Here is a 24,087-nt window from a genome sequence, read left to right on the forward strand (position 1 = left end):
GCCGCGCGTCAATTCGTGCGGTCTTGAACTTCCGCGTCTTGGGGCAATTATGTCAGGCGTGATCGTATCGATGCGTCGGACGCTGCTGTCGTGCACATCGCTGGCGCGCAACGGCTTGGTGGGAGGCGCTCTCGCAGCGCTGCTGCCGGCTGCGCCGGCCAAGGCCGCCGACCTCGTCGACACCCTCTCCCTTGTGATGGATTTCAACCGGCAGGAACTCGCGGTGCTCGCCACCGCCCTGGCGCTGCTCGGCTTCTCGGTCGTGGCCGCGATCCTGTTGATGCGCACGCGGGTGCGCACGGCGAAGAACGAGGCGCGGCTGCGCGCGCGGATCGGGGAACTGCAGCTCCAGGCCGACCGTTTCGGCGCGCTGCTGTTCGCCGAGCCGCAGATCCTGATCTCGTGGCCGGCCGGCGACGACCGCGCGCAGATTTCCGGCGACATCGCGCTGGTGCTGCCGCGCGATTCCTCGCCGCAGCGCGTGCTGGCGTTCGGAACCTGGCTGCCGCCGGAACCGGCGCTGCAGATGGACCACGCGGTCGACGCGCTGCGCGAGCGCGGCGACGGGTTCCAGCTGACGCTGACCACGGCGCACGGCCATATGCTGGAAGCGATCGGGCGCGCCATCGGCGGCCAGGCCATCGTCCGCATTCGCGAGCTCTCCGGACTGCGCCGCGATCTGGCCGAGACCCATCTGCGCTACAAGGCGCTCTCCGATGAGACCGAGATGCTGCGTGGCTTTGCCGCGGCGGCACCGTGGCCGATCTGGGCAAAGGGCGAGAACGGCGCGCTGACCTACGCCAACCCGGCCTATGTGCGCGCCACCGAGGCGACCAGCGCCATTGATGCCCAGGAGCGCAAGCTCGAGCTGCTCGACAGCGCCGACCGCACCGCGATGGAGCGGGGCCTGAAGGACGCCGCCAATTTCACCTCGCGGCTGCCGATCGTGGTCGGCGGCGAGCGGCGCATCTACGACGTACGCGCCGTCAATGTCGGCAGCGGCAGCGTCGGCGTCGCCATCGATGCCAGCGAAGCGGATGCGCTGAGCTCGGCGCTGGTGCGCATGGCGGAAGCGCACCGCCGCACGCTCGACCAGCTCTCCTCCGGCGTTGCCGTGTTCGACGGCCAGCGGCGCCTTGCCTTCTACAACGATTCCTATCGCCGGCTGTGGGATCTCGATCGCAACTTCCTCGACGCCCATCCGGACGATTCCAGCGTGCTCGACCAGCTCCGCGCCGCGCGCAAGCTGCCGGAGCAGCCGGATTTCCGCGCCTGGAAAGCCAAGCTGCACGAGGCCTATCGCGCGGTCGAGACGGCCAAGGACACCTGGTTCCTGCCTGACGGCCGCGCACTCTCGGTCGTCACCACGCCGAACCCGGAAGGAGGCGTCACCTATCTGTTCGACGACGTCACCGAAAGCCTCGACCTCGCCCGCCGCTTCGACGGCCTGATCCGCGTCCAGCGCGAGACGCTGGACAGCCTCGCCGAAGGCGTCGCGGTGTTCGGCAGCAACGGCAAGGCGCAGCTGTTCAATCCGGCCTTCGTGCGGATGTGGAAGCTGTCGAGCGATGCCATGCGCGACGAGCCGCATATCCAGACCGTCGAAGGCTGGTGCCATCAGCTGTTCGACGATCCGCAGGTCTGGCGCCAGATCCGCGAGGCCATCACCTCGATCGAGAACCGCGTCGACGTGCCGCTGAAGCTGGAGCGCAAGGACGGCAGCGTGCTCGACGGCATGATCCGGCCGCTGCCCGACGGCGCCACCATGCTGACCTTCCAGGACATCACCGACACCGAGAATGTCGAGCGCGCGCTGCGCGAGCGCAACGAGGCGCTGGAGGCGGCCGACCAGATGAAGGTGGATTTCGTCCACCACGTCTCCTACGAGCTGCGCTCGCCGCTCACCACCATCATCGGTTTCGCGCATTTCCTCAGCGATCCCTCGACCGGACCGCTGACGCCGAAACAGGCCGAATATCTCGACTACGTCACCAAATCGACCAACGCGCTGCTTGCGCTCACCAATAACATCCTGGATCTCGCCACCATCGACGCCGGCGCCATGAAGCTGGAACTCGGGCAGGTCGACGTCAGCAAGGCCATCGAGCTTGCCGCCGAGGGCATCCAGGACCGGCTCGCCACCGACCGCATCCGCCTCAAGGTCGAGATCGCGCCCGATGTCGGCAGCTTCGTCGGCGACGAGAAGCGCGTGGTGCAGGTGCTGTATAACCTCCTCGCCAATGCCGTCGGGTTTTCTCCACAGGATTCCACCGTCGGCATCAGCGCCCGGCGCACCGAACGCAGCGTGGTCTTCACCGTGACAGATTCCGGCCCTGGAATACCTGCCGACATGAAGGACAAGGTGTTCAACTGGTTCGAAAGCCGCTCGCAGGGCTCGCGTCATCGCGGCGCCGGGCTCGGCCTGTCGCTGGTGCGCTCCTTCGTCGAGCTGCATGGCGGCAAGGTGCGGGTGGATTCGATCGTCGGCCGCGGAACGGTCGTGATCTGCGATTTCCCGACCGACCAGGCGGCGCACCGCGACGCCGCCGAATGACGGATACAACCACATTCTCCGTCGCGCTTCACAACGAGACGGCCACGGCGCAATTGATGGCGGATCTCGCGCTGCTGGTCGGCCCCGGCGATGTCATCACCCTCACCGGCGATCTCGGCGCCGGCAAGACCGCGGCGGCGCGTAGCCTGATCCGCTATCTCGCCGGCGACGACGCGCTGGAAGTGCCGAGCCCGACCTTCACGCTGGTGCAGGGCTACGAGCTGCCGCCCTTCCCGGTGCTGCATGCCGATCTCTACCGGGTCGAGGACGAGGGCGAGCTCGAGGAGATCGGGCTGTCGCCGCTGCCCGATGCCACGCTGGTGCTGATCGAATGGCCGGAGCGCGCGCCGTCGGCGATGCCCGCGGATCGCATCGACATCACACTGACGCATCGGCCGGCGCTGGGGTCGAATGCGCGCGCTGCCGATATCACCGGTTACGGCAAGGGCGCTGCGCAAGTCGCGCGGCTGAAGGCGCTGCGCGAATTCCTCGATGCATCCGGCTATATCGACGCGACGCGGCGGCGCATGAATGGCGACGCATCGACGCGCTCCTATGCGCGGTTGCTGCGCGATGACGAGATCGTCATTCTCATGAACTTCCCGCAGCGGCCCGATGGTGCGGCCCTCTACAACGGCAAGTCCTACAGCGCTGCGGTGCATCTCGCCGAAAATGTAAGACCGTTCGTCGCCATCGACGAAGGCCTCCGCGCGCAAGGAATCTCCGCGCCCGCGATCCATCATTCCGATCTCGACCACGGCTTCCTGATCACCGAGGATTTCGGCAGCGAGGGCGTGATCGAGGGCGATCCGCCGCGACCGATTCTCGAGCGCTACGAAGCCGCGACCGACGTGCTGTCGATGCTGCACGGCAAGACGCTGCCGGAGACGCTGCCGCTGGACGGGCAGACCTACGCGATCCCCGTCTTCGACGTCGAAGCGCTGCTGATCGAGATCGGGCTGATGCCGGAATGGTATCTGCCCGATCGCAACGCGCCGCTGAGCGAGGAGACGCGCGCGGAATTTTTCGCGATGTGGCGCGAGTTGCTCAAAAAGCCGCTGGCGGCGCCCAAGACGTGGATCATCCGCGATTATCACTCGCCCAACCTGATCTGGCTCGGGACACGCAGCGGCATCGAACGCGTCGGCGTGATCGATTTCCAGGACACCGTGCTGGGGCCGCAATCCTACGACGTGGTGTCGCTGCTCCAGGACGCCCGCATCGACGTGCCCGAGACCATCGAGCTGACGCTGCTGTCGCGCTACATCAAGGCGCGGCGGGCGCAGGACACGAGCTTCGACGCCGCCGGCTTCGCCGAGCTCTACGCGATCATGTCGGCACAGCGGAACACGCGCCTGCTCGGCACCTTCGCCCGGCTCAACCGCCGCGATGGCAAGCCGTATTATCTGCGCCACCAGCCGCGGATCTGGACCTATCTGCAGCGCTCGCTGGCACATCCGGCGCTCGCCCATCTGCGCGACTGGTATCTCGCCAACGTCCCGCCGCCAGGCTGATTCAGGACCGATTTACCGGCCGTTAGCCAAGATGTCGCTATTCTGGCGGCGAGGCAGCCGGATCATTACGGGGCTGGAGCGAGGCAGATGGCAGCGAAAGCGGATCAGCGCGGAAACAGCCGGGTCGTTTTCGAGCGCGGATTTTCGGCCCAGATGATGGGAATCGACGGCACCTGGCGGCGCGACTGCACCATGGAGGACGTCTCCGAGAGCGGCGCCAAGCTGACGATCGACGGTTCGGTCGAGGGCCTGCATCTGAAGGAATTCTTTCTCCTGCTGTCGTCCACGGGGCTTGCCTACCGGCGTTGCGAACTGGCCTGGGTCAATGGCGACCAGATCGGCGTCAATTTCCTGAAAGTGGGCGACAAGAAGAAAAAGGTCCGTTCCACAGCCGTTGGGGCGTGACGGCAACACCCGTCGTATAACCGTCACGGCGGGTGGTTAAGGCGGTCGAGATGCGGTGCGGCAGATCGAGCCTCGTGTTAGGATTGCTGCGAACGCGAAAGGTCTGAGAAAGCGAAGGATGTCCGTCAAACCGACCAAAGCCATGGTGCTCGCCGCAGGGTTTGGCCTGCGCATGCGCCCCCTGACGGACAAGATGCCGAAGCCGATGGTGCCGGTCGCGGGCCAGCCGCTGCTCGACCACGTGCTCGACAAGCTCGGCCGGGCCGGCGTGACCGAGGCGGTGGTCAACGTGCACTACCTGCCGGACCAGATCATCAATCACGTCGCATCACGCCAGCTTCCACGCATAACCATTTCCGACGAGCGCGACCGGGTGCTCGGCACCGGCGGCGGCGTCGTCAAGGCGCTGCCGCTGCTCGGCGACGCGCCGTTCTTCCACGTCAATTCCGACACGCTGTGGATCGACGGCGTGCGCTCCAACCTGTTGCGGCTCGCCGAAAACTTCGACGCGGATCGGATGGACATCCTGCTCCTGATGGCGCCGACCGCGACCAGCATCGGCTATGGCGGACGCGGCGATTACGGCATGCTGCCCGACGGCGCCTTGCGCAAGCGCAAGGAGAAAGAGGTCGTTCCGTTCGTCTATGCCGGCGCAGCGATCATGTCGCCCGCGATCTTTGCGGATGCGCCTCGGGGCGAATTCTCGCTGACGAAGATGTTCGACCGCGCCGAGGAGCAGGAGCGGCTGTTCGGCCTGCGTCTCGACGGCGTCTGGATGCATGTCGGTACGCCCGACGCCGTGCACGCCGCGGAAGAGGCGTTTCTGGAGAGCGTGGCGTAAACCCCCGTCATTCCGGGGCGCGCGCGAGCGCGAACTACGGTGCGCAATTGCGCACCCGAGAATCTCGAGATTCCGGGTTCGGTGCTACGCACCGCCCCGGAATGACGGGGGGAGAGCGGGGATGACTCGCCCGAACCCATGACCATTCGAGTCCGCCTGCCTATATTGCCTGATCCTTCGAATCAGGCAGCTCATGCGCGTTTTCAGCGTTCCCATCTCGGTTCCGTTCCTGCGCACGGTCGTCACGGCCCTGCTCGATGGCCGGCTGGTGGAGGGATTCGAGGCGCGCAAGGAACCGGCGCGGCTGGCGGATGCCACGCTGTATCTGCCGACGCGGCGCGCCATGCGCGTCGTCCGCGAGATCTTCCTCGACGAGATGAAGGCGGATGCCGTCGTGCTGCCGCGCATCGTTGCGCTCGGCGATATCGACGAGGACGAGCTCGCTTTCGCGGGCGAAAGCGAACAGTTTTCCGGGGCTGCGCCGCTCGATATTCCGCCGCGCCTGGGCGAGCTCGAACGGCGACTGACGCTGGCGCAGCTTGTCGCCGCCTGGGCCAAGGGCCCGGTGCTGGCGCCGCTGGTGGTCGGCGGCCCCGCCTCGACGCTGGCGCTCGCCGGCGACCTTGCGCGTCTCATCGACGACATGGTGACGCGCGGCGTCGACTGGAGCGCGCTCGATGGCCTGGTGCCTGACAATCTCGACCGCTACTGGCAGCACTCGCTCGAATTCCTGCGCATCGCCCGCATCGCCTGGCCCAACCATCTCGCCGAGATCAACCGGATCGAGCCGGCCGCGCGGCGCGATCTTCTGATCGCCGCGGAGGCGAGGCGCTTGACCGCGCATCCAAATGGACTCGTGGTCGCGGCGGGTTCGACCGGCTCGATGCCGGCCACTGCAAAATTTCTCCATGCAGTCGCATTGCTGCCGCACGGCGCTGTGGTGCTGCCAGGTCTCGACACCGATCTCGATGAGGAGGCCTGGCGAAGCATCGGCGGCAGCAGGGACCTGCTGGGCATCATCGAGAGTCCCACCTCGAACCATCCGCAATATGCCATGCACGCGCTGCTGGATCGCTTCGGCATCAAGCGCAGCGATGTCGAGATTCTCCATCCGCCGGCGGAAGGCGGCCGCGATTTGCTCGCGTCGGAATCGATGCGGCCGTCCGCCAAGACCGAAGTCTGGCACGACCGGCTGAAGCAGCCCGATGTCGCCGCGAAGATCGCGGGTGGCATGAAGAACCTCGCGGTGGTTGAGGCTCCCAACCCTGAAATGGAAGCGCTCGCCATCGCCATCGCCATGCGCGAGGCGCGCCATCTCGACAAGTCGGCTGCCCTTGTGACGCCCGACCGCGCGCTGGCGCGGCGGGTGATGGCGGCGCTGACCCGATGGGACCTCGCCTTCGACGATTCCGGCGGTGACGTCTTGATGGAAACCTCCGCCGGCACGTTTGCGCGCCTCGCGGCAGAGGCGGCGACCAAGGGCCTGGAGCCACCGACTTTGCTGGCGATGCTGAAGCATCCGCTGTGCCGGCTCGGCCGCGCGCCGGGCGCCTGGAAGATGGCAATCGAGAGCCTGGAGCTTGCGGTGCTGCGCGGCACGCGCCCACCGGCAGGCACGGCCGGCCTCCTGCGCGAGTTCAATCGCTTCCGCGAGGAGCTGGCAAAGCTGTGGCGCAGCGAGGTCTCCGCGCTGCATCGCGCCGAGCCGCGGGCGCGCTTGAAAGCTGAGGATCTCGATCGCGTCCAGGCGCTGATCGATGCCCTGCAAAAGGCTTTGGCGCCGATCGAGAGCCTGCCGCCGTCGAAACCTTACGATTTCGCCGAGCTCGCGCATCGGCATCGCGAGATCATGATCGAGCTGTCGCGCGACGAGCAGGGCATTCCACTAGGCTTCGAGGACCGCGATGGTCTCGCGCTCGCCGGCGCGTTCGACGACCTCTTGCGCGGCGGCACGACCAGCGGATTGCTGGTGCCGCTGCCGGATTATCCGGACGTCTTCCAGACCGCGTTCAGTGATCGCGCGGTGCGGCGGCGGGACAGGCCGGGCGCGCGGCTGCAAATCTACGGCCCGCTGGAATCGCGCCTGATGCAGGCCGACCGTATCATCATCGGCGGCCTGATCGAAGGCGTCTGGCCGCCGGCGCCGCGCATCGATCCCTGGCTGAGCCGTCCGATGCGGCACGAGCTCGGGCTCGATCTGCCGGAACGGCGCATCGGCCTTTCCGCCCATGACTTCACGCAATTGCTCGGCGGCGAAGAGGTCATTCTCACTCATTCCGCCAAGGCCGGCGGCGCGCCGGCGGTGGCCTCGCGCTTCCTGCATCGGCTGGAGGCGGTCGCCGGCGACGAGCTCTGGCAGGCGGCCGTTCGCGCCGGCGAGACATACGTGCAATTCGCTGCGGCGCTCGACCAGCCCGCCGAGGTCAAGCCGATCAAGCAGCCGGAACCGCGGCCGCCGCGCGCGACACGCCCGCTCAAGATGTCCGTCACCGAGATCGAAGACTGGCTGCGCGACCCCTACACGATCTACGCCAAACGTATCTTGCGGCTCGATGCGCTCGACCCCGTCGACATGCCGCTCTCGGCCGCCGATCGCGGCTCGGCGATTCACGATGCCATCGGCGAATTCACGGAGAGCTATGCGAGGCGTCTGCCCGACGATCCCGCGCGGGTGCTGCGCGCGATCGGCGAGAAGCATTTTGCGCCGCTGATGGAGCGGCCCGAGGCAAAGGCGCTGTGGTGGCCGCGCTTCCAGCGCATCGCGCGCTGGTTCGGCGAATGGGAGACGGCGCGGCGCGAGGCGATCGAGGCGATCGTCGCGGAGACCCGTGGCGAGATCTCGATCACGCTCGATCCTCAGCGCAGTTTCCGCCTTTCCGCCCGCGCCGACCGCATCGAGCGGCGCAAGGGTGGCGGCTACGCCATCCTCGACTACAAGACCGGGCAGCCGCCGACGGGCAAGCAGGTCCGCATGGGCCTGTCGCCGCAGCTGACGCTGGAAGCCGCGATCCTGCGCGAGGGCGGCTTTCCCGATATCGATGCCGGCGCCTCCGTGAGCGAGCTCGTCTATGTCCGCCTCAGCGGCAACAACCCGCCGGGCGAAGAGCGCATCCTTGAGCTCAAGTTCAAGCCGGGCGACGAGCCGCAGCCGCCGGACACCGCGGCCGCAGAAGCGCGGGCCAAGCTGGAAGCGCTGATCCGCGCCTTCGAGGACGAGAACCAGCCCTATACCTCGCTGAACCTGCCGATGTGGGCGAACCGCTACGGCACCTATGACGACCTTGCCCGGATCAAGGAATGGTCCGCGGCCGGCGGATTGGGGATCGAGGAATGGTGAAGGCGCCGCGTCCCATCCCCGACGAGGTGCGCGCGCGGCAGGCGCGCGCCTCCGATCCGACGGCATCGGCCTTCGTCTCGGCCAATGCCGGCTCGGGCAAGACGCATGTGCTGGTGCAGCGCGTGATCCGCCTCTTGCTATCAGGCGTGCCGCCGGAGAAAATCCTCTGCATCACCTTCACCAAGGCTGCCGCCGCCAACATGGCTGAGCGCGTGTTCACCACGCTCGGTCATTGGGTGACGCTGAACGATGAGGCGCTCGACGCGGCGATCCGCGCGGTCGGCATCCCGCATCCCGGCGCAAAACTGCGCCGCGACGCCCGAAAACTGTTTGCCTGCGCGCTGGAGACGCCGGGCGGGCTGAAGGTGCAGACCATCCACGCGCTGTGCACCCGCCTGCTCCAGCAATTTCCGTTCGAGGCCAACGTTCCCGCGCGCTTTGCCGTGATCGACGAGCGCGACCAGACCGACATGATGGAGCGCGCCAATCTGAAGGTGCTGCTCGAAGCCGCGCGCGATTCCGAAAGCGTCACCGGCCGCGCGCTGCTGACGGCGATGGCGAGCGCCGCCGATGTCACCTTCAAGGAGGTCGTGCGCGAGGCGTGCCTCAGCCGCGATCATTTCATGGCCTGGACCGATGAGGCCGGCAATGCGGAAGCCGCAGCGGCGCAGATGGCTTCCGTGCTGGGCGTCGAGGCGAGTGATCGCATCGAGGCCGTCGAGACGGAGATTCTCGATGGCCCGTTCCTGCCGCGCGCGCGCTGGGACGACATTGCGTTGGCGCTGGAGGACGGCAGCAAATCCGACAATGACCAGGCGGGGCGGCTGCGCGCGGCAAAGGCATTTTCCGGCAGCGATCAGGTCGATGCCTATCTGTCCGTGTTCCTCACCGACGACAAGCTGCCGCGCAAGGCGGTGCTGACCAAGAAGTTCTGCGATCACAATCCGTCCGTGGCCCGCCTGTTCGAGGCCGAGGCGCAGCGCCTTGCAGGGCTGGTCGAGAAGCGCCGCGCCGTGACCGTTCGGGACCGCACCGCGGCCCTGCTGCATATCGCGACCGCGGCCGCCGCGAATTACCGCCGCGAGAAGCAGGAGCGCGGGCTGCTCGACTACGACGACCTCATCGACAAGACGCTGGCGATGCTGGACCGCATCGCCTCGGGCTGGGTGCATTACAAGCTCGACCGCGGCGTCGATCACGTGCTGATCGACGAGGCGCAGGATACCAGCCCGCGGCAATGGGACATCATCGCGCACATCATCTCCGAGTTCACCGCCGGCGAAGGCGCGCGCGAGGGGCTCAACCGAACGGTGTTTGCGGTTGGAGACGAGAAGCAATCGATCTTCTCGTTCCAGGGCGCGGCTCCCCACGAATTCGACGCGCGCCGGCGCGAGCTGCACCGCAAGTTCACCGCCGCCGGGCTGAAGTTCGATCCGGTCGCCTTCACCTATTCGTTCCGTTCGGGCGCGACGATCCTGCATTCGGTCGACCACGTCTTCCGCGATCCCGCGATCTACAAGAGCATCCATTCGGTCGAGATCGGCCATCCCCTGCACAACGCGCTCAGCGATGCCGGCCCGAGCGTGATCGAGCTGTGGGATCTTGCGGAGGCCGACGATCGGCAGGACATCGAGGGCTGGCGCGCGCCGTTCGACGGCGTCGCCGTGACCAGCCCCGAGGTCAAGCTCGCCCGCCGCATCCAGGCCGAGATCAAGCGGCTGGTCGAGAGCGGCACGCTGACCGGGCACGAGGGCGAGCGTCGTCCCTTGCGCTATGGCGACATGCTGATCCTGGTGCGCCGGCGCGGCAACGCATTCGACGCCGTGATCCAGGCGCTGAAGCACGCCGGCATTCCCGTCGCCGGCGCCGACCGGCTCAAGCTCACCGAGCACATCGCCATCATCGACCTGATGAACCTTGCCGACGCGCTGCTGCTGCCGCAGGACGATCTTGCGCTCGCGGTGGCGCTGAAGAGCCCGCTGTTCGGGCTCGATGACGACGATCTTTTCAAGCTCGCCCATGACCGCAAGGGCTCGCTACGCCGCGCGCTCGGCGAGCATGCGGCCACAAGCGAGAAATTCGCCACAGCGCTGCGGCGCCTGGAAGCCTGCGAGATCCGCGCCCGCGAGGAAACGCCGTTCGCGTTCTACGCCTGGCTGCTGGGCGGCGATGGCGGGCGGGCACGCATCCTGCCCCGGCTCGGCCACGAGGCAAATGACGCGCTCGACGAATTCCTGGAACTCGCGCTGAACTACGAGCGCAAGGCGCCGGCCTCGCTGCAGGGCTTCATGGCCTGGCTGCGCTCGGCCGACACCGAGGTGAAGCGCGACATGGAGATCTCGCGCGACGAGGTGCGGGTGATGACCGTGCACGGCGCCAAGGGCTTGGAGGCCTCGGTCGTGTTCATGGTCGACACCACGTCCTCGCCCGCGGACTCGCAGCGGCTGCGGCTGATCCATGTGCCGCGCGGCAATGGCGGTGAGGTCGTGGTCTGGGCCGGCCGCAAGGCCGACGATCCCAAGCCCGTGGCCGAGGCGCGCAAGGCGATGCTGGAGGAGACCGAGGACGAATATCGCCGCCTGCTCTATGTCGCGATGACGCGCGCGGCCGACCGGCTGATCGTCGGCGGCTGCATGCCCGGCAACATGAAGACGGTGCGCAAGCTGAGCTGGTACGACCTCGTCGACACCGGGCTCGAAGGCTCCGGCCTCGACAAGCAGGCGATCGAGACACCGCTCGGCAAGGTGACGCGGTTCGCCCGTCCCGAGGACGTCGCGGCGCTGGGCGCGCCGGCGACCTCCGTGCACCAGACCATCGCGCTGCCGGACTGGCTGCGGACACCGGCACCGCGCGAGATCATCGACGAGGATCCCGTGCGTCCCTCGGGGCAGTCTGCCGAGGAGGGCCGCAGCGTCCGATCGGGCGAATCGGTGCAGTCGCGCGCGCTGGCGCTGCAACGCGGCACGCTGGTGCACCGGCTGTTGCAATCGCTGCCCGAGATCGCCAGCGAGCGCCGGCGCGAGGCCGCGCTCAGCTTCATGGCGCGCAACGCTGCGGACTGGCCGGAAGCCGACCGCATCGCACTGGCCGACAAGGTGCTCGCCCTGATCACGGACCCGCGTTTTGCGCCCGTCTTTGCCGCCGGCAGCCGGGCCGAGGTCGCGATCGCCGGCCGGCTGGAGCGGCCGGGCCGCACGCCGGCCCTGGTATCGGGCCAGATCGACCGGCTGGTGGTGCGCCCCGCGGAGGTCCTGATCGTCGACTTCAAGACCAACCAGGCAGCGCCTAGAAGCGCGGCCGAGGCGCCGGCGACCTATGTCCGCCAGCTTGCGCTGTACCGGGCGGTGCTGTCGCGGCTTTATCCCCAAAAGCCGGTCAGGGCCGTCCTGCTCTGGACCGAGGCCCTTGAATATATGGAGATTTCGGCCCCCGCGCTGGACGCGGCGCTGGCATCCCTTCATCTCGGTGTGAGCGTCCTTGACCCGGCAAGGGGCCGTTCATAGGTTGACCGCATGATCCCGGGGCGATTCCAGGTCGCGCCGATTCGCTTTCAACCGAGTGAGGTACTCCCAATGGCCGTTAGCAAGGTTTCCGACGCCGATTTCGAAGCCGAAGTGCTCAAGGCGAACGGCCCCGTGGTCGTCGACTTCTGGGCCGAATGGTGCGGCCCCTGCCGCATGATCGCACCCGCCCTCGACGAGATCGCCGGCGCGATGGGCGACAAGGTCAAGATCGTGAAGCTCAATGTCGACGAGAGCCCGAAGACCGCCTCGAAGTATGGCGTGATGTCGATCCCGACCCTGATGATCTTCAAGGGCGGCGAGATGGCCTCGCGCCAGGTCGGCGCTGCGCCGAAGGCGAAGCTGCAGCAGTGGATCACCTCCGCGGTCTGATCCACCTCGCGCAAGATTATTGGCGCAAGATTATTTTCGACAGCGGCCGGCGGAAGCCGGCCGTTTTGCGTTGATGGGACGTGTTCAGCGTATGACGAGTCCCGCCCTTGCCTGCTCCTCCCCGAAAGCGCGACCGCAAGCCCACCGCTCTCGCCGCCATGGAGGCGCGTTCAGTCGATGAAATCCCGCGCGGCAGTGAATGGCAATATGAACCCAAGTGGGATGGCTTCCGCTGCCTGCTGTCGCGCAACGGCAGCGACGTCGATCTGCGCTCCAAATCCGGCGAAGACCTCGCGCGCTACTTCCCGGAAGTCGTCGCCGCGGCCCTGGAGCTGAAGGCCGACCGCTTCACGCTCGACGGCGAACTCGTCGTGCCGCAAGGCAAGAGCTTTTCCTTCGACGCGCTGCTGCAACGGATCCATCCGGCGGCGAGCCGCGTGAAGAAGCTCTCAGCGGAGACACCGGCGCTCTACCTCGTCTTCGATCTGCTCGCGACATCCGGACAGAAGGGCCTGGCCGAGAAGACGCTGCGCGAACGGCGGCCAGCGCTGGAAGTCTTCGCGAAAGGCAACCTCAAGGACAGCCTCTTCCGCCTGTCGCCGGTGACGACGAGCTACGCCACGGCAAAAAAGTGGCTGGCGCAATCCGGCGGCGGCTCGGATGGCGTCATCGCCAAGCGTATCGACCTGCCCTATCAGGCAGGCAATCGCGACGGCATGCAGAAGATCAAGAAATTTCGCAGCGCCGATTGTGTGGTCGGCGGCTTCCGCTACGCCACCAACAAGATCGCCGGCCGGAACGTCGTCGGCTCGCTGCTGCTCGGGCTCTACGACGATGACGGCCGGCTGCACCATGTCGGCTTCACCTCGGCGATCAAGGCGGAGGCGAAGCCTGATCTGACCGACCGGCTCGAAGCGCTGATCGGCGAGCCCGGCTTCACCGGCAATGCGCCGGGCGGGCCGAGCCGCTGGTCGACCGAGCGTTCCGCAAAGTGGTGCCCGCTCAAACCGAAGCTGGTGGTCGAGGTCTGCTACGACCATTTCAGCGGCGAGCGTTTTCGCCACGGCACCTCGATCCTGCGCTGGCGCCCGGACAAGGCGCCGCGGCAATGCACATTCGAGCAGCTGAAGCAGAAGGCGGCCGATCCGATGAAGCTGTTGAAGTGAACGTAGCCCGTAGCCCGGATGGAGCGCAGCGCAATCCGGGGGCTGCTATCGCTTGCGGCAAGATTCCTGGATTACGCTGTGCTCCATCCAGGCTACGAAGTGACGGCTACTTGACCCACCCCGTCGCCAGCGCGTTCGCCAGCTCCGGCTGACCATTGCGCCGCGCCAGCGCGGCCATGGCCTCGTGATCGTATGCGACGTGGCGGAACGTCACCTGCCAGGTCCCATCGACGCGTTCGAGAATCGCATAACGCGCGTGCGGCGTGCCGGCCTCCACCACATGCGGGAACGGATGCTTGTCGCGAAAGCCAGGGCTGCCGACGCTGCCGGGATTGACGATCAGCCGGCCGTCGCGCAGGCGCACGGCACGGGCGAGATGGGTGTGGGCGCAGAGGATAAGGGATTGGGTGATGCCTCCCGCGAGCTGCTCGATCCGGTCCAGCGGCGACAGCGCCACCGCGCCGTCGGGATGGACGGTGTCGAGCCAATACACCTCATCGCTGCCGGGCGTCGCATGGCACAGGAACACCTGCTCGCAGAAGACACGTGTCATCGGCTGCGCGTGCAGCCAGTCGAGGTGGGCGGCATCGAGCTGTTCGTAGGCGGGGCGATCCCACGAACCCATCTTCTCCGGCGGACGGTCGAGCAAATAGCGATCGTGATTGCCGAGCACATGCACGGCGTCGAGCGGCATCAGGATCTCGATGGTACGGCGTGCATCGAGCGGCCCACTCAGCATGTCGCCGAGATTGACGATCTCGACGATGCCCTGCGCGCGAATGTCGGCAAGCACGGCCTCCAGCGCGAGGTAATTTCCGTGGATATCGGCAATCGCGGCAAAGCGCATGGACGTTCCCTCTTCCGTGCCCCGGACGCAGCGCAGCACGCAGTGGTGCGCTGCTGAGCCGGGGCCCATGGTGCGGCATTCTGGGTCCCGGCTCGCGCTTCGCGCGTCCGGGACACGAAAAAACTATGCAGGCGGCGTGCCGTTGATGGCCAGCACGTGGCCGGCGAGATACAGCGAGCCGGTGATCAGGATGCGCGGCGGCAACTCGTAGGCGAGATGCGCCAGCGCGCGCAGGGCGGCCTCGACGCCGGGGGCGGGCTCGACGCGCATGCCGAGGCTGCGCGCGGCATCGGCGAGACGGTCGACCGGCATCGCATTCTCGGTATCAGGGATCGGCACTGCGATGATGTGGCGGGTGAGGCCGGCGAAATTGGCGAGGAAGCCTTGCGCATCCTTGTTGGCCATCATGCCGGCGATGATCACCAGCGGCCGCGACACCCGCTCCTCGAGATCGCCGAGTGCCGCCGCCGCAACGCGGCCGCCCTCCGCATTGTGGCCGCCATCGAGCCAGATCTCCGAACCCTGCGGACCCCAGGACAGCAGCTCGCCCGAGGTGAGGCGCTGCATCCGCGCCGGCCAGTCGGCACCGACGATGCCGGCCTCGAACGCGGCGTGGTTGACTTTGATGGTCGGCAGCGCGCGCAGCGTCGCGATCGCGAGCCCGGCATTGGCGAATTGGTGGCGGCCGAACAGACGCGGCGCCGGCAGGTCCATCAAGCCGCGATCGTCGGAATAGACCAGACGTCCGCGCTCCACATTGACGTGCCAGCTCTCGCCAGCGGCGAACAGCGGCGCGCGCATGCGCCTCGCCTGCGCTTCGATCACGGCCATCGCCTCCGGCATCTGCTCGGCGCAAATCACGGGCACGCCGCGCTTGATGATCGCCGCCTTCTCGCCGGCAATCGATGCCAGCGTATCGCCGAGAAAATCCATGTGATCCATGCTGACAGGTGTGATCACAGAGGCCGCCGGCGCATCGATCACGTTGGTGGAATCGAGCCGGCCGCCGAGGCCGACTTCGAGCAGCACGATGTCGGCCGGATTCTGCGCAAACAGCAGCAAGGCGGCGGCGGTCTTCAGCTCGAACAATGTCGCGGCCTCGCCGCTATTGACGCGCTCGACCTCTTCCAGCGCGGCACGCAGCTCGTCGTCGCCGACGAGCACGCCGCCGCCGACGCGGCCGAGCCGGAAGCATTCGTTGATGCGGACCAGATAGGGGGACGTGTAGGCGTGGACACGAAGACCCGAAGCCTCCAGCGTCGCGCGCAGGTAAGCCAGCGTCGAGCCCTTGCCGTTGGTGCCGGCGATGTGGATCACCGGCGGCAGCTTGCGCTCGGGATGGCCGAGCCGCTCGAGCAGGCGCTGCATCCGCTCCAGCCCGAGGTCGATGCGCTTCTGATGCAGGGCCGACAGCCGCGCGATCACTTCGCCGAGCGGTGTCTTTGCTCTCTCAGGGGAGGCGTTCACGCGTGCGGCGCGGCCGGCGCCGTCTCGGCCGCCGATACGATCTGCGCCGGGCTCGTCACCGGCTGCGCCGGCTTCGATGCGCCTTCCTGCGCCGGCGCGTTGGTCAAGAGGCGGCAGAGCCGCGCCAGCGTCGGCCGCAGCTCGTGGCGATGCACGACCATGTCGACCATGCCGTGCTCCTTGAGGTACTCGGCGCGCTGAAAACCTTCAGGCAGCTTCTCGCGGATGGTCTGCTCGATCACGCGCGCGCCGGCAAAACCGATCAGCGCGCCGGGCTCGGCGATCTGCACGTCGCCGAGCATCGCATAGGACGCGGTGACGCCGCCGGTGGTGGGATTGGTCAGCACGACGATGTAGGGCAGCTTTGCCTCGCGCAGCATCTGCACCGCAACGGTCGTGCGCGGCATCTGCATTAAGGACAAAATGCCTTCCTGCATGCGTGCGCCGCCGCTCGCGGCGAACACGATGAACGGCGACTTCTTCTCGACCGCGAGCTCCATCCCGCGCACGATCGCCTCGCCCGCGGCCATGCCGAGCGAGCCGCCCATGAAGTCGAAATCCTGCACGGCGACGACGACGGCGGCGCCTTCGAGCTTGCCGTAGCCGACCTTGACCGCATCGTTCAGATTGGTCCGCGCCCGCGCATCCTTGATGCGGTCGACATATTTCTTCTCGTCGCGGAACTTGAGCGGGTCAGGCGTGACCTCGGGGAGCGCGACGTCGAACCAAGTCTCGTTGTCGAAGATCGACTTGAGACGCGCCACCGCGCCCATGCGCATGTGGTAATTCGAGCCGGGGATGACGAACTGGTTGGCCTCGACGTCCTTGTAGAACACGAGCTGTCCGGAATCCGGGCACTTGATCCAAAGATTCTCCGGCGTCTCCCGCCGCAGCATGTTGCGGATCTTCGGCCGGACCACATTGGTAAGCCAGTTCATGGGTTGCTCCGATGTGCGATCCCGCTGGGAATCGCCTGAAGGATATATGGCGGCCGGACATCTGCCCGGCAAGCCGCGGTGTCGCCCGCGTTAGAGCATGATCCGGAAAAGTGTGAAGCGGTTTTCCGACCAGATCATGCTCAAACTAAAGAGCTAAAGCGGAATTATGGCCTATTCCGCCGCCTGCTGTGCGCCCTTGACGCCCTGGGCCAGGGCGGCCGTCAATTCGGCGACGGCGTTAACGGTTTTGGCGGTCGCCCGCCCCTCGGCATCGAGGCTGTTCTTGAGCGCATCGACCAGCGCCGTGCCGACCACCGACCCATCGGCCTTCTCGGCAATGGCGCGCGCCGCCTCCGGCGTGCGGATGCCGAAACCGACGCAGATCGGCAAGCCGGTATGCCGCTTGATGCGCGCGACAGCTTCGCCGACGGCATTGGCGTCCGCCGCCGCTGCACCGGTGATGCCGGCGATCGAGACGTAATAGACAAAGCCTGATGTGTTCGCGAGCACCGCAGGCAGGCGCTTGTCGTCTGTGGTCGGGGTCGCCAGGCGAATGAAGTTGAGCCCCGCCTTCAGCGCGGGAATGCAGAGCTCGTCGTCTTCCTCCGGCGGCAAATCGACGATGATCAGGCCGTCGACGCCGGCCGTCTTGGCGTCGGCCAAAAACTTGTCGACGCCGTAGATGTAGATCGGATTGTAATAGCCCATCAGCACCAGCGGCGTGACGTTGTCGTCCTTGCGGAAGTCGCGCACCAGCTCCAGCGTCTTCTTCAAGGTCATGCCGTTCTTGAGCGCACGCAGGCCTGCAGCCTGAATGGAAGGACCATCCGCCATCGGATCGGTGAAGGGAATGCCGAGTTCGATGACGTCGGCGCCGGACTTCGGCAGCGCCTTGACGATCTCGAGCGAGGTCGCGAGATCGGGATCGCCGGCCATCACATAGGTGACAAAGGCCGCGCGGCCTTGGCTTTTCAGCTCGGCAAAACGGGTGTCGATACGCGTGGTCACTTCTTGCCCCTCAGGATGTCGCCGACCTGCGGGACGTCCTTGTCGCCGCGGCCGGAGAGATTGACGACCATCAGGTGGTCTCTCGGCCGCTTCGGCGCGAGCTCCATCACCTTGGCAATGGCATGCGCGGGCTCGAGCGCGGGGATGATGCCCTCGAGCTTCGACAGCAGCTGGAACGCGGCAAGCGCCTCGTCGTCGGTTGCGGAGAGATAATTCACACGACCGACCTCGTGCAGCCAGGAATGCTCGGGGCCGATGCCGGGATAATCGAGACCGGCCGAGATCGAATGCGCGTCCTGGATCTGGCCGTCGGCATCCATCAGGAGATAGGTGCGGTTGCCGTGGAGCACGCCGGGACGGCCGCCTGCGATCGAGGCGGCATGCAGCTGCGTGAGGCCATGGCCGGCGGCTTCGACGCCGAAGATCTCGACGGAGGGATCGTCGAGGAACGGATGGAACAAGCCCATCGCGTTGGAGCCGCCGCCGATGCAGGCGACCAGCGAATCCGGCAGGCGGCCCTCGATCTCCTGCATCTGCGCCCTGGTCTCGTTGCCGATGACCGACTGGAAATCGCGCACCAGCGTCGGATAGGGATGCGGACCCGCCACCGTGCCGATGCAATAGAAGGTGTTGTGCACGTTGGTGACCCAGTCGCGCAGCGCCTCGTTCATGGCGTCCTTCAGCGTGCGCGTGCCCGACTGCACCGGCATCACCTTCGCGCCCAGCATCTCCATGCGGATGACGTTGGGCTGCTGCCGCTCGACGTCGACGGCGCCCATATAGACCACGCATTCGAGGCCAAAGCGCGCGCACAGCGTCGCGGTGGCGACGCCGTGCTGGCCGGCGCCGGTCTCGGCGATGATGCGCTTCTTGCCCATGCGCCGCGCCAGCATGATCTGGCCGAGCACATTGTTCACCTTGTGCGAGCCGGTGTGGTTGAGCTCTTCGCGCTTGAGGTAGATCTTGGCGCCACCGAGATGCTCGGTCAGGCGCTCGGCGAAATAGAGCGGCGAGGGCCGGCCGACATAGTTCTTGAGATAACCGTTCATCTCGGCCTGGAACGCCGGATCGGCCTTGGCCGCGGTGTAGCCCTTCTCCAGATCGAGGATCAGCGGCATCAAGGTTTCGGCGACGAAGCGTCCGCCGAAAATGCCGAAATGGCCGCGCTCGTCGGGACCACTGCGATAGGAGTTTGGCTTGGCGATGTTCATCGAACGCTCAACTCTTGACTTGCATCTTGGCTTGCGCGCGCGGCGCGGATGAAGGCCTTGATCATCTCTGGGTCTTTCACGCCGGGGGCGCTCTCGACACCGGAGGACACGTCGACGCCGCCGGCGCGGGTGAGGCGAAGGGCCTCAGTGAGATTGCCGGCGTGCAGCCCGCCCGAGACCATGTAGGGCAGTTTCAGATCGAGGTTTTCGAGCAGGTGCCAGTCGAAGGGTTCCCCGAGACCTCCGGGCCGCGTCGCGTCCTTCGGCGCACGCGCATCGAACAGGATGCGGTCCGCGACGGCGGCGTAGCCGGGCAGCACCGCGAGATCGGCTGAGATCGCGACCGGCACCGCCTTCATCACCGGGCGGCCGAAGCGCTGCTTGATGTCGCGCAGCCGCGCGACGCTCTCCCTGCCGTGGAGCTGGAAAATGTCCGGCGACAGCGCGTCCATGATGTTGTCGAGCGTTGCGTCATCGGCATCGACCGTGAGGGCCACCTTGAGCGCGCGCCGGTTCACCTGACGGCCGAGGTCACGGCCGAGTTCGAGGGACAGGTGCCGGGGCGACGGCGGGAAGAACACGAACCCCACCATGTCAGCGCCGGCGTCGAGCGCCGTTTCGAGCGTCTCGCGCGTGGACAGGCCGCAGATCTTGACGAGCAGGGACATGGTCTCAAAGCGGGTAAAGGCCGCGGGGTCCGCGGCCGGAAAACGGGGCTTTTCGGTCGGGGCCGCTTCTACAACGTCGCGCGCTGCTTGTCTCGCCCGACGGGCCCGTACAGGCCGACCCCGGAGGGAACGGGAAGGCGCCGGGACTCCGCCTTCGCTGCCGTCGCCTGGGCGCGCAGATCGGCCAGTTCGGCCCGGGCGGCCCGGGCCTCCGCATCGTTCCGGCGCGCCGCGCGCCGCCAGCGCCGCTGGCCGAACCAGACGGCGGAGCCGCCCGCGACAACGCCGAGCGCCGCCACCAGGATCAGCAGCAGGAACAGCGGTAGGGTGATCGACAGCGAGGGGTCGTCAGAAATGAAGGGGTCGAAGGAGACCGTGACGAAATGCCTGTTGGCGACGGCGAACGCCACCAGGATCAGGCCGAGCGGAACGACGATCAGCGCGGTCAGGAACTTTCGCATCTCGCTTTGCTCGCCTCGAATCAAGCCTGCGGCCGCATCCTGTGCGACCGCGAACACCCTAAAGCGCGCTCACGTCGCGCTTCAGTCCGCCGCGCCGGGATCCGGATGGTCGCGGTTCAACCGCTCGCGCATTTCCTTGCCGGTCTTGAAGAACGGAACGCTCTTCTGATCGACGGGCACATGGGCGCCGGTGCGTGGATTGCGCCCTGCGCGCGCAGGGCGATGCTTGACCGAGAAGGCACCGAAGCCGCGCAGCTCGACGCGATCACCGCGTGCAAGCGCCGCTACGATCTCTTCGAGAATCGCATTCACAATGTTCTCGACATCCCGCTGGTACAGATGCGGGTTGTGCTCGGCGATACGCTGAACAAGTTCGGATTTGATCATCGAGAGATAGGACCCGGAAGCGAGCGGATAACCATTTCCGTGAAAATACCGTGATCTGTCAAGACGCTAAATCAAGGATGGGCGCCGTGAAAATGCGTGACAAATGCCGAAAAAGCGGGCTGTACCAGCACGCGCCAGACGGGAAAAAGCACTGGAACTCGCCTGCTAACGGTCAGTTGGACGCAGCCGGCTGCCACAAGGCCAGCATTCCATCCATTCCGAGCCGATCCACGGCCTGTGCGACCCCGGTTTGCCCGATCTGGTGCGCGATCGAGCCCAAACCGAGCGCTTCCAGCGTCAATGCGGCCGCGGCCTTCAGGAACGGCAGATCGCCGAAGCGCGGCTGAAGCTTGTAATCGCGCACGGGAAGGCCCTTCTTGACGCCCTTCTGCTCGACCAGCCAGGTCACAGCCGTCTTCTCGTCGCCGATCTGGTCGATCAGCTTGAGATCGATCGCCTGGCGTCCGGTGAAGACGCGGCCGTCGGCAACTTTTTCGAGCTGCGTGTCATCCATGCCACGCCGCTCCTTCACCATGCCCTTGAACCAGGCATAGGAATCCCTCACCAGCGCATCGAGCGCGGCGCGGGCCTCGGGACTGGTCGGCTCGAAACCGTTGGGCGCGGCCTTCAGCGGCGACGACTTCACCTCTTCGACCTTGACGCCGATGGTCTTCAGGAGCTCGGTGACGTTGGGGTACTGGAACAGCACGCCGATCGACCCGACCAGGGAGCTCTGCTGGGCGACGATGTGGTCGCTCGCAATCGCCGTGATGTAGCCCCCGGAGGCAGCCAAGCCCTCCACCACCACGACCAGCGGCTTTTTCGCCTTGAGACGGACGAGCGAGTCATAGAGCTGCTCGGAGCCGGCGGTGGTGCCGCCCGGCGAGTTGATGTGAACGACGACGGCGGCGGCCTGTGAATTCTCCAGCCGCTCCAGCGCCTGCGTGCGATCGGAATCGCTGCGGATCAATCCCTCGATGTGGACGCGCGCGATCGAGCCGGCGGATGCGAAGGTGCCGCGTGCGCCGGGCGTCGCAATCAGCGCAAAGCTTGCAATCGCCGCGATCGCGATCAGCGCCGCCATCACGCGCCAGAACGTCAGCTTGCGGCGAATCCTGCGGCGATCGACGATGATGTCCGAATCGAGCGACATCGGAATATCTCCAAATGAAAGATCAGGCGCGTTGTGCCGTCACAGCGTGACCATTGGCTTATCTGGATACATCAATTGCGGGCCAATTTGAAGAAATGAAGGCTTGGCTTGGTGGAGGCCGAGCCCTGTCACACACTCCTCGTCATCCCGGACAAGCGCAGCGAAGCGGAGCGCTGATCCGGGATCCATAACCAAAGGATTGCGTTTGGCGAAGACCTGGGGTTGCCAGCTCGCGCCAAACCACTCCCTGTGGCTATGGGTCCCGGATCTACGCGCGCTGAGGGCGCGCTTGTCCGGGACGACAGCGGAGTTCGAGTATGCCGCAACAAAAAAGGCCCCGGCTCGCGCCGGGGCCTTGATGCAGCAAAACGGACGTTTCGCTTACTTGCTGTCGCGGTTCTTCAGCGCGGTGCCGAGGATGTCGCCGAGCGTCGCACCCGAATCCGAGGAGCCGTACTGCGCGATGGCTTCCTTTTCTTCGGCGACTTCGAGCGCCTTGATCGACACCTGGACCTTGCGGGCCTTCTTGTCGAACTGGATCACGCGGGCATCGACCTTCTCGCCGACGGCGAAGCGTTCGGCGCGCTGGTCGTTGCGGTCACGGGCAAGCTCCGAGCGCTTGATGAAGGTGGTGAAGTCGGTACCGGCGATCTTCACCTCGATACCGCTCTCCTTCACTTCGAGCACTTCGCAGGTCACGACCGCGCCCTTCTTGACATCGCCCGGCTCGGCGAAGGGGTCGCCTTCGAGCTGCTTGATGCCGAGCGAGATACGCTCCTTCTCGACGTCCACATCGAGCACCACGGCCTTCACCATGTCGCCCTTCTTGTAGTTGTCGATCACCTGCTCGCCCGGAAGCTTCCAGTCGAGATCGGACAGGTGGACCATGCCGTCGACGTCGCCCTCGAGGCCCAGGAACAGACCGAACTCGGTCTTGTTCTTGACCTCACCCTCGACCACCGAACCGGTCGGGTGCTTCTCGACGAAGACCTCCCAGGGGTTGCGCATGGTCTGCTTGAGGCCGAGCGAGATGCGGCGCTTGACGGAATCGACTTCCAGCACCTGCACGTCGACTTCCTGCGAGGTCGACACGATCTTGCCGGGGTGCATGTTCTTCTTGGTCCACGACATCTCGGAGACGTGGATCAGGCCTTCGATGCCCGGCTCGAGCTCGACGAACGCACCGTAATCGGTGATGTTGGTGACGCGGCCGGTGAAGCGGGCACCCAGCGGGTACTTGGCTTCGATGCCCTGCCACGGATCGTCCAGCAGCTGCTTCATGCCCAGCGAGATGCGGTGCGTCTCGTGGTTGATCTTGATGATCTTGACCTTCACGGTCTGGCCGATCGAGAGCACCTCGGTCGGATGGTTGACGCGGCGCCAGGCGATGTCGGTGACGTGCAGGAGGCCGTCGATGCCGCCGAGGTCAACGAACGCACCGTAATCGGTGATGTTCTTGACCACGCCGTCGATGACCTGACCCTCTTCGAGGTTCTGCACCAGCTCCTGGCGCTGCTCGGCGCGGGTCTCTTCCAGCACCGTGCGGCGGGACACGACGATGTTGCCGCGGCGGCGGTCCATCTTCAGGATCTGGAACGGCTGCGAGTTGTTCATCAGCGGCGCGACGTCGCGGATCGGGCGGATGTCGACCTGCGAGCGCGGCAGGAAGGCCACGGCACCGTCGAGGTCGACGGTGAAGCCGCCCTTGACCTGGTTGAAGATAACGCCGTTGACCTTCTCGTTGTTCTGGAACGCCTTCTCCAGCTTGCCCCAGCTCTCTTCGCGGCGCGCCTTGTCGCGCGACAGCACGGCTTCGCCGAGGGCGTTTTCGATGCGATCGAGGAACACTTCCACCTCGTCGCCGACCTTGAGGTCGCTCTCACGGCCGGGGCCGGAAAATTCGCGAAGGGCGACGCGGCCCTCGGTCTTCAGGCCGACGTCGATGACGGCCATGTCCTTTTCAATTGCAACCACCTTGCCCTTGACGACGGAGCTTTCCTGCAGGTTGCCGCCTGCGAAGGACTCGTCGAGCATCGCGGCGAAATCGTCGCGCGATGGGCTATAGGTATCAGCAGAAGTCGAAGCCATTTGTTCTCCAGTTGCGGATGTCTTGCCGGCCGTTGGGTTCATGGGCGCATCGCGCGCGCAGTGTCGGAAGGTCCGCAAGACCTTCGAGCGACCGCTCGTTGCCCCGGTCTTGCGACCAGAACAGCGGAAGCGGGCCGGCTGAGGCCCGC

The 24,087-nt window shown here is 66.3% G+C and carries 18 protein-coding genes; 8 read left to right on the plus strand and 10 right to left on the minus strand.

The features are described from left to right. Positions 1-49: 49 nt before the first annotated feature. From HZZ13_RS26685 to HZZ13_RS26720, 8 genes are all read left to right on the plus strand, one after another. Positions 50-2,554, plus strand: coding sequence for a sensor histidine kinase (locus HZZ13_RS26685; RefSeq protein WP_197962471.1), 2,505 nt, complete (start codon positions 50-52; stop codon positions 2,552-2,554). Continuing rightward, entirely contained in the window at positions 2,551-4,068 is a 1,518-nt protein-coding gene (gene tsaE / locus HZZ13_RS26690) for a tRNA (adenosine(37)-N6)-threonylcarbamoyltransferase complex ATPase subunit type 1 TsaE (RefSeq protein ID WP_197962472.1), read from the plus strand. The genes HZZ13_RS26685 and tsaE overlap by 4 nt, the downstream gene beginning before the upstream one ends. Positions 4,069-4,155: 87 nt before the next feature. After that, positions 4,156-4,473, plus strand: coding sequence for a PilZ domain-containing protein (locus HZZ13_RS26695; protein ID WP_197962473.1), 318 nt, complete (start codon positions 4,156-4,158; stop codon positions 4,471-4,473). Between the two features lie 118 nt (positions 4,474-4,591). Next, positions 4,592-5,314: a nucleotidyltransferase family protein gene (locus HZZ13_RS26700; RefSeq protein ID WP_197962474.1), complete on the plus strand. Its 723-nt coding sequence runs from the start codon at positions 4,592-4,594 to the stop codon at positions 5,312-5,314. Positions 5,315-5,507: 193 nt separating this feature from the next. Further along, complete coding sequence (gene addB / locus HZZ13_RS26705) at positions 5,508-8,651, plus strand: double-strand break repair protein AddB (protein ID WP_197962475.1); 3,144 nt, start codon at positions 5,508-5,510, stop codon at positions 8,649-8,651. Further along, positions 8,645-12,154, plus strand: a complete 3,510-nt coding sequence (gene addA, locus HZZ13_RS26710; protein ID WP_197962476.1) for a double-strand break repair helicase AddA — start codon at positions 8,645-8,647, stop codon at positions 12,152-12,154. The genes addB and addA overlap by 7 nt, the downstream gene beginning before the upstream one ends. A 69-nt stretch (positions 12,155-12,223) precedes the next feature. After that, entirely contained in the window at positions 12,224-12,544 is a 321-nt protein-coding gene (gene trxA, locus HZZ13_RS26715; protein WP_008540017.1) for a thioredoxin, read from the plus strand. 158 nt (positions 12,545-12,702) lie between these two features. Beyond that, positions 12,703-13,710, plus strand: coding sequence for an ATP-dependent DNA ligase (locus HZZ13_RS26720; RefSeq protein WP_197962576.1), 1,008 nt, complete (start codon positions 12,703-12,705; stop codon positions 13,708-13,710). 106 nt (positions 13,711-13,816) lie between these two features. Here the strand turns inward: HZZ13_RS26720 and HZZ13_RS26725 are convergent, their stop codons facing one another. The 10 genes from HZZ13_RS26725 to rpsA all read right to left on the minus strand — a co-directional run bounded on the left by HZZ13_RS26725 (position 13,817) and on the right by rpsA (position 23,938). After that, on the minus strand, positions 13,817-14,557 hold the full coding sequence (locus HZZ13_RS26725) for a metallophosphoesterase family protein (RefSeq protein ID WP_197962477.1): 741 nt from the start codon (positions 14,555-14,557) through the stop codon (positions 13,817-13,819). Between the two features lie 123 nt (positions 14,558-14,680). After that, positions 14,681-16,024 (minus strand): bifunctional folylpolyglutamate synthase/dihydrofolate synthase, encoded by a 1,344-nt coding sequence (locus HZZ13_RS26730; protein ID WP_197962478.1) that lies wholly within the window; start codon positions 16,022-16,024, stop codon positions 14,681-14,683. Then, positions 16,021-16,962: an acetyl-CoA carboxylase, carboxyltransferase subunit beta gene (accD, locus tag HZZ13_RS26735; protein ID WP_197962479.1), complete on the minus strand. Its 942-nt coding sequence runs from the start codon at positions 16,960-16,962 to the stop codon at positions 16,021-16,023. Before accD ends, HZZ13_RS26730 begins: the two co-directional genes overlap by 4 nt. A gap of 171 nt (positions 16,963-17,133) precedes the next feature. After that, complete coding sequence (gene trpA, locus HZZ13_RS26740; RefSeq protein ID WP_197962480.1) at positions 17,134-17,970, minus strand: tryptophan synthase subunit alpha; 837 nt, start codon at positions 17,968-17,970, stop codon at positions 17,134-17,136. Continuing rightward, on the minus strand, positions 17,967-19,181 hold the full coding sequence (gene trpB, locus HZZ13_RS26745) for a tryptophan synthase subunit beta (RefSeq protein ID WP_197962481.1): 1,215 nt from the start codon (positions 19,179-19,181) through the stop codon (positions 17,967-17,969). Before trpB ends, trpA begins: the two co-directional genes overlap by 4 nt. Beyond that, positions 19,178-19,849: a phosphoribosylanthranilate isomerase gene (locus tag HZZ13_RS26750; protein WP_197962482.1), complete on the minus strand. Its 672-nt coding sequence runs from the start codon at positions 19,847-19,849 to the stop codon at positions 19,178-19,180. Before HZZ13_RS26750 ends, trpB begins: the two co-directional genes overlap by 4 nt. 68 nt (positions 19,850-19,917) lie before the next feature. Continuing rightward, positions 19,918-20,310 (minus strand): lipopolysaccharide assembly protein LapA domain-containing protein, encoded by a 393-nt coding sequence (locus HZZ13_RS26755; RefSeq protein ID WP_197962483.1) that lies wholly within the window; start codon positions 20,308-20,310, stop codon positions 19,918-19,920. A gap of 81 nt (positions 20,311-20,391) precedes the next feature. After that, the gene (locus tag HZZ13_RS26760; protein WP_008539997.1) at positions 20,392-20,697 is read right to left on the minus strand and encodes an integration host factor subunit beta; all 306 of its coding nucleotides are present in this window, start codon (positions 20,695-20,697) and stop codon (positions 20,392-20,394) included. A 172-nt stretch (positions 20,698-20,869) separates the two neighbouring features. Continuing rightward, entirely contained in the window at positions 20,870-21,850 is a 981-nt protein-coding gene (gene sppA, locus HZZ13_RS26765; protein WP_197962484.1) for a signal peptide peptidase SppA, read from the minus strand. Between the two features lie 381 nt (positions 21,851-22,231). Then, the gene (gene rpsA / locus HZZ13_RS26770; protein WP_036009120.1) at positions 22,232-23,938 is read right to left on the minus strand and encodes a 30S ribosomal protein S1; all 1,707 of its coding nucleotides are present in this window, start codon (positions 23,936-23,938) and stop codon (positions 22,232-22,234) included. Between the last annotated feature and the right edge of the window lie 149 nt (positions 23,939-24,087).

The organism is Bradyrhizobium agreste (assembly GCF_016031625.1).
In the GTDB taxonomy this organism is placed as follows: domain Bacteria; phylum Pseudomonadota; class Alphaproteobacteria; order Rhizobiales; family Xanthobacteraceae; genus Bradyrhizobium; species Bradyrhizobium agreste.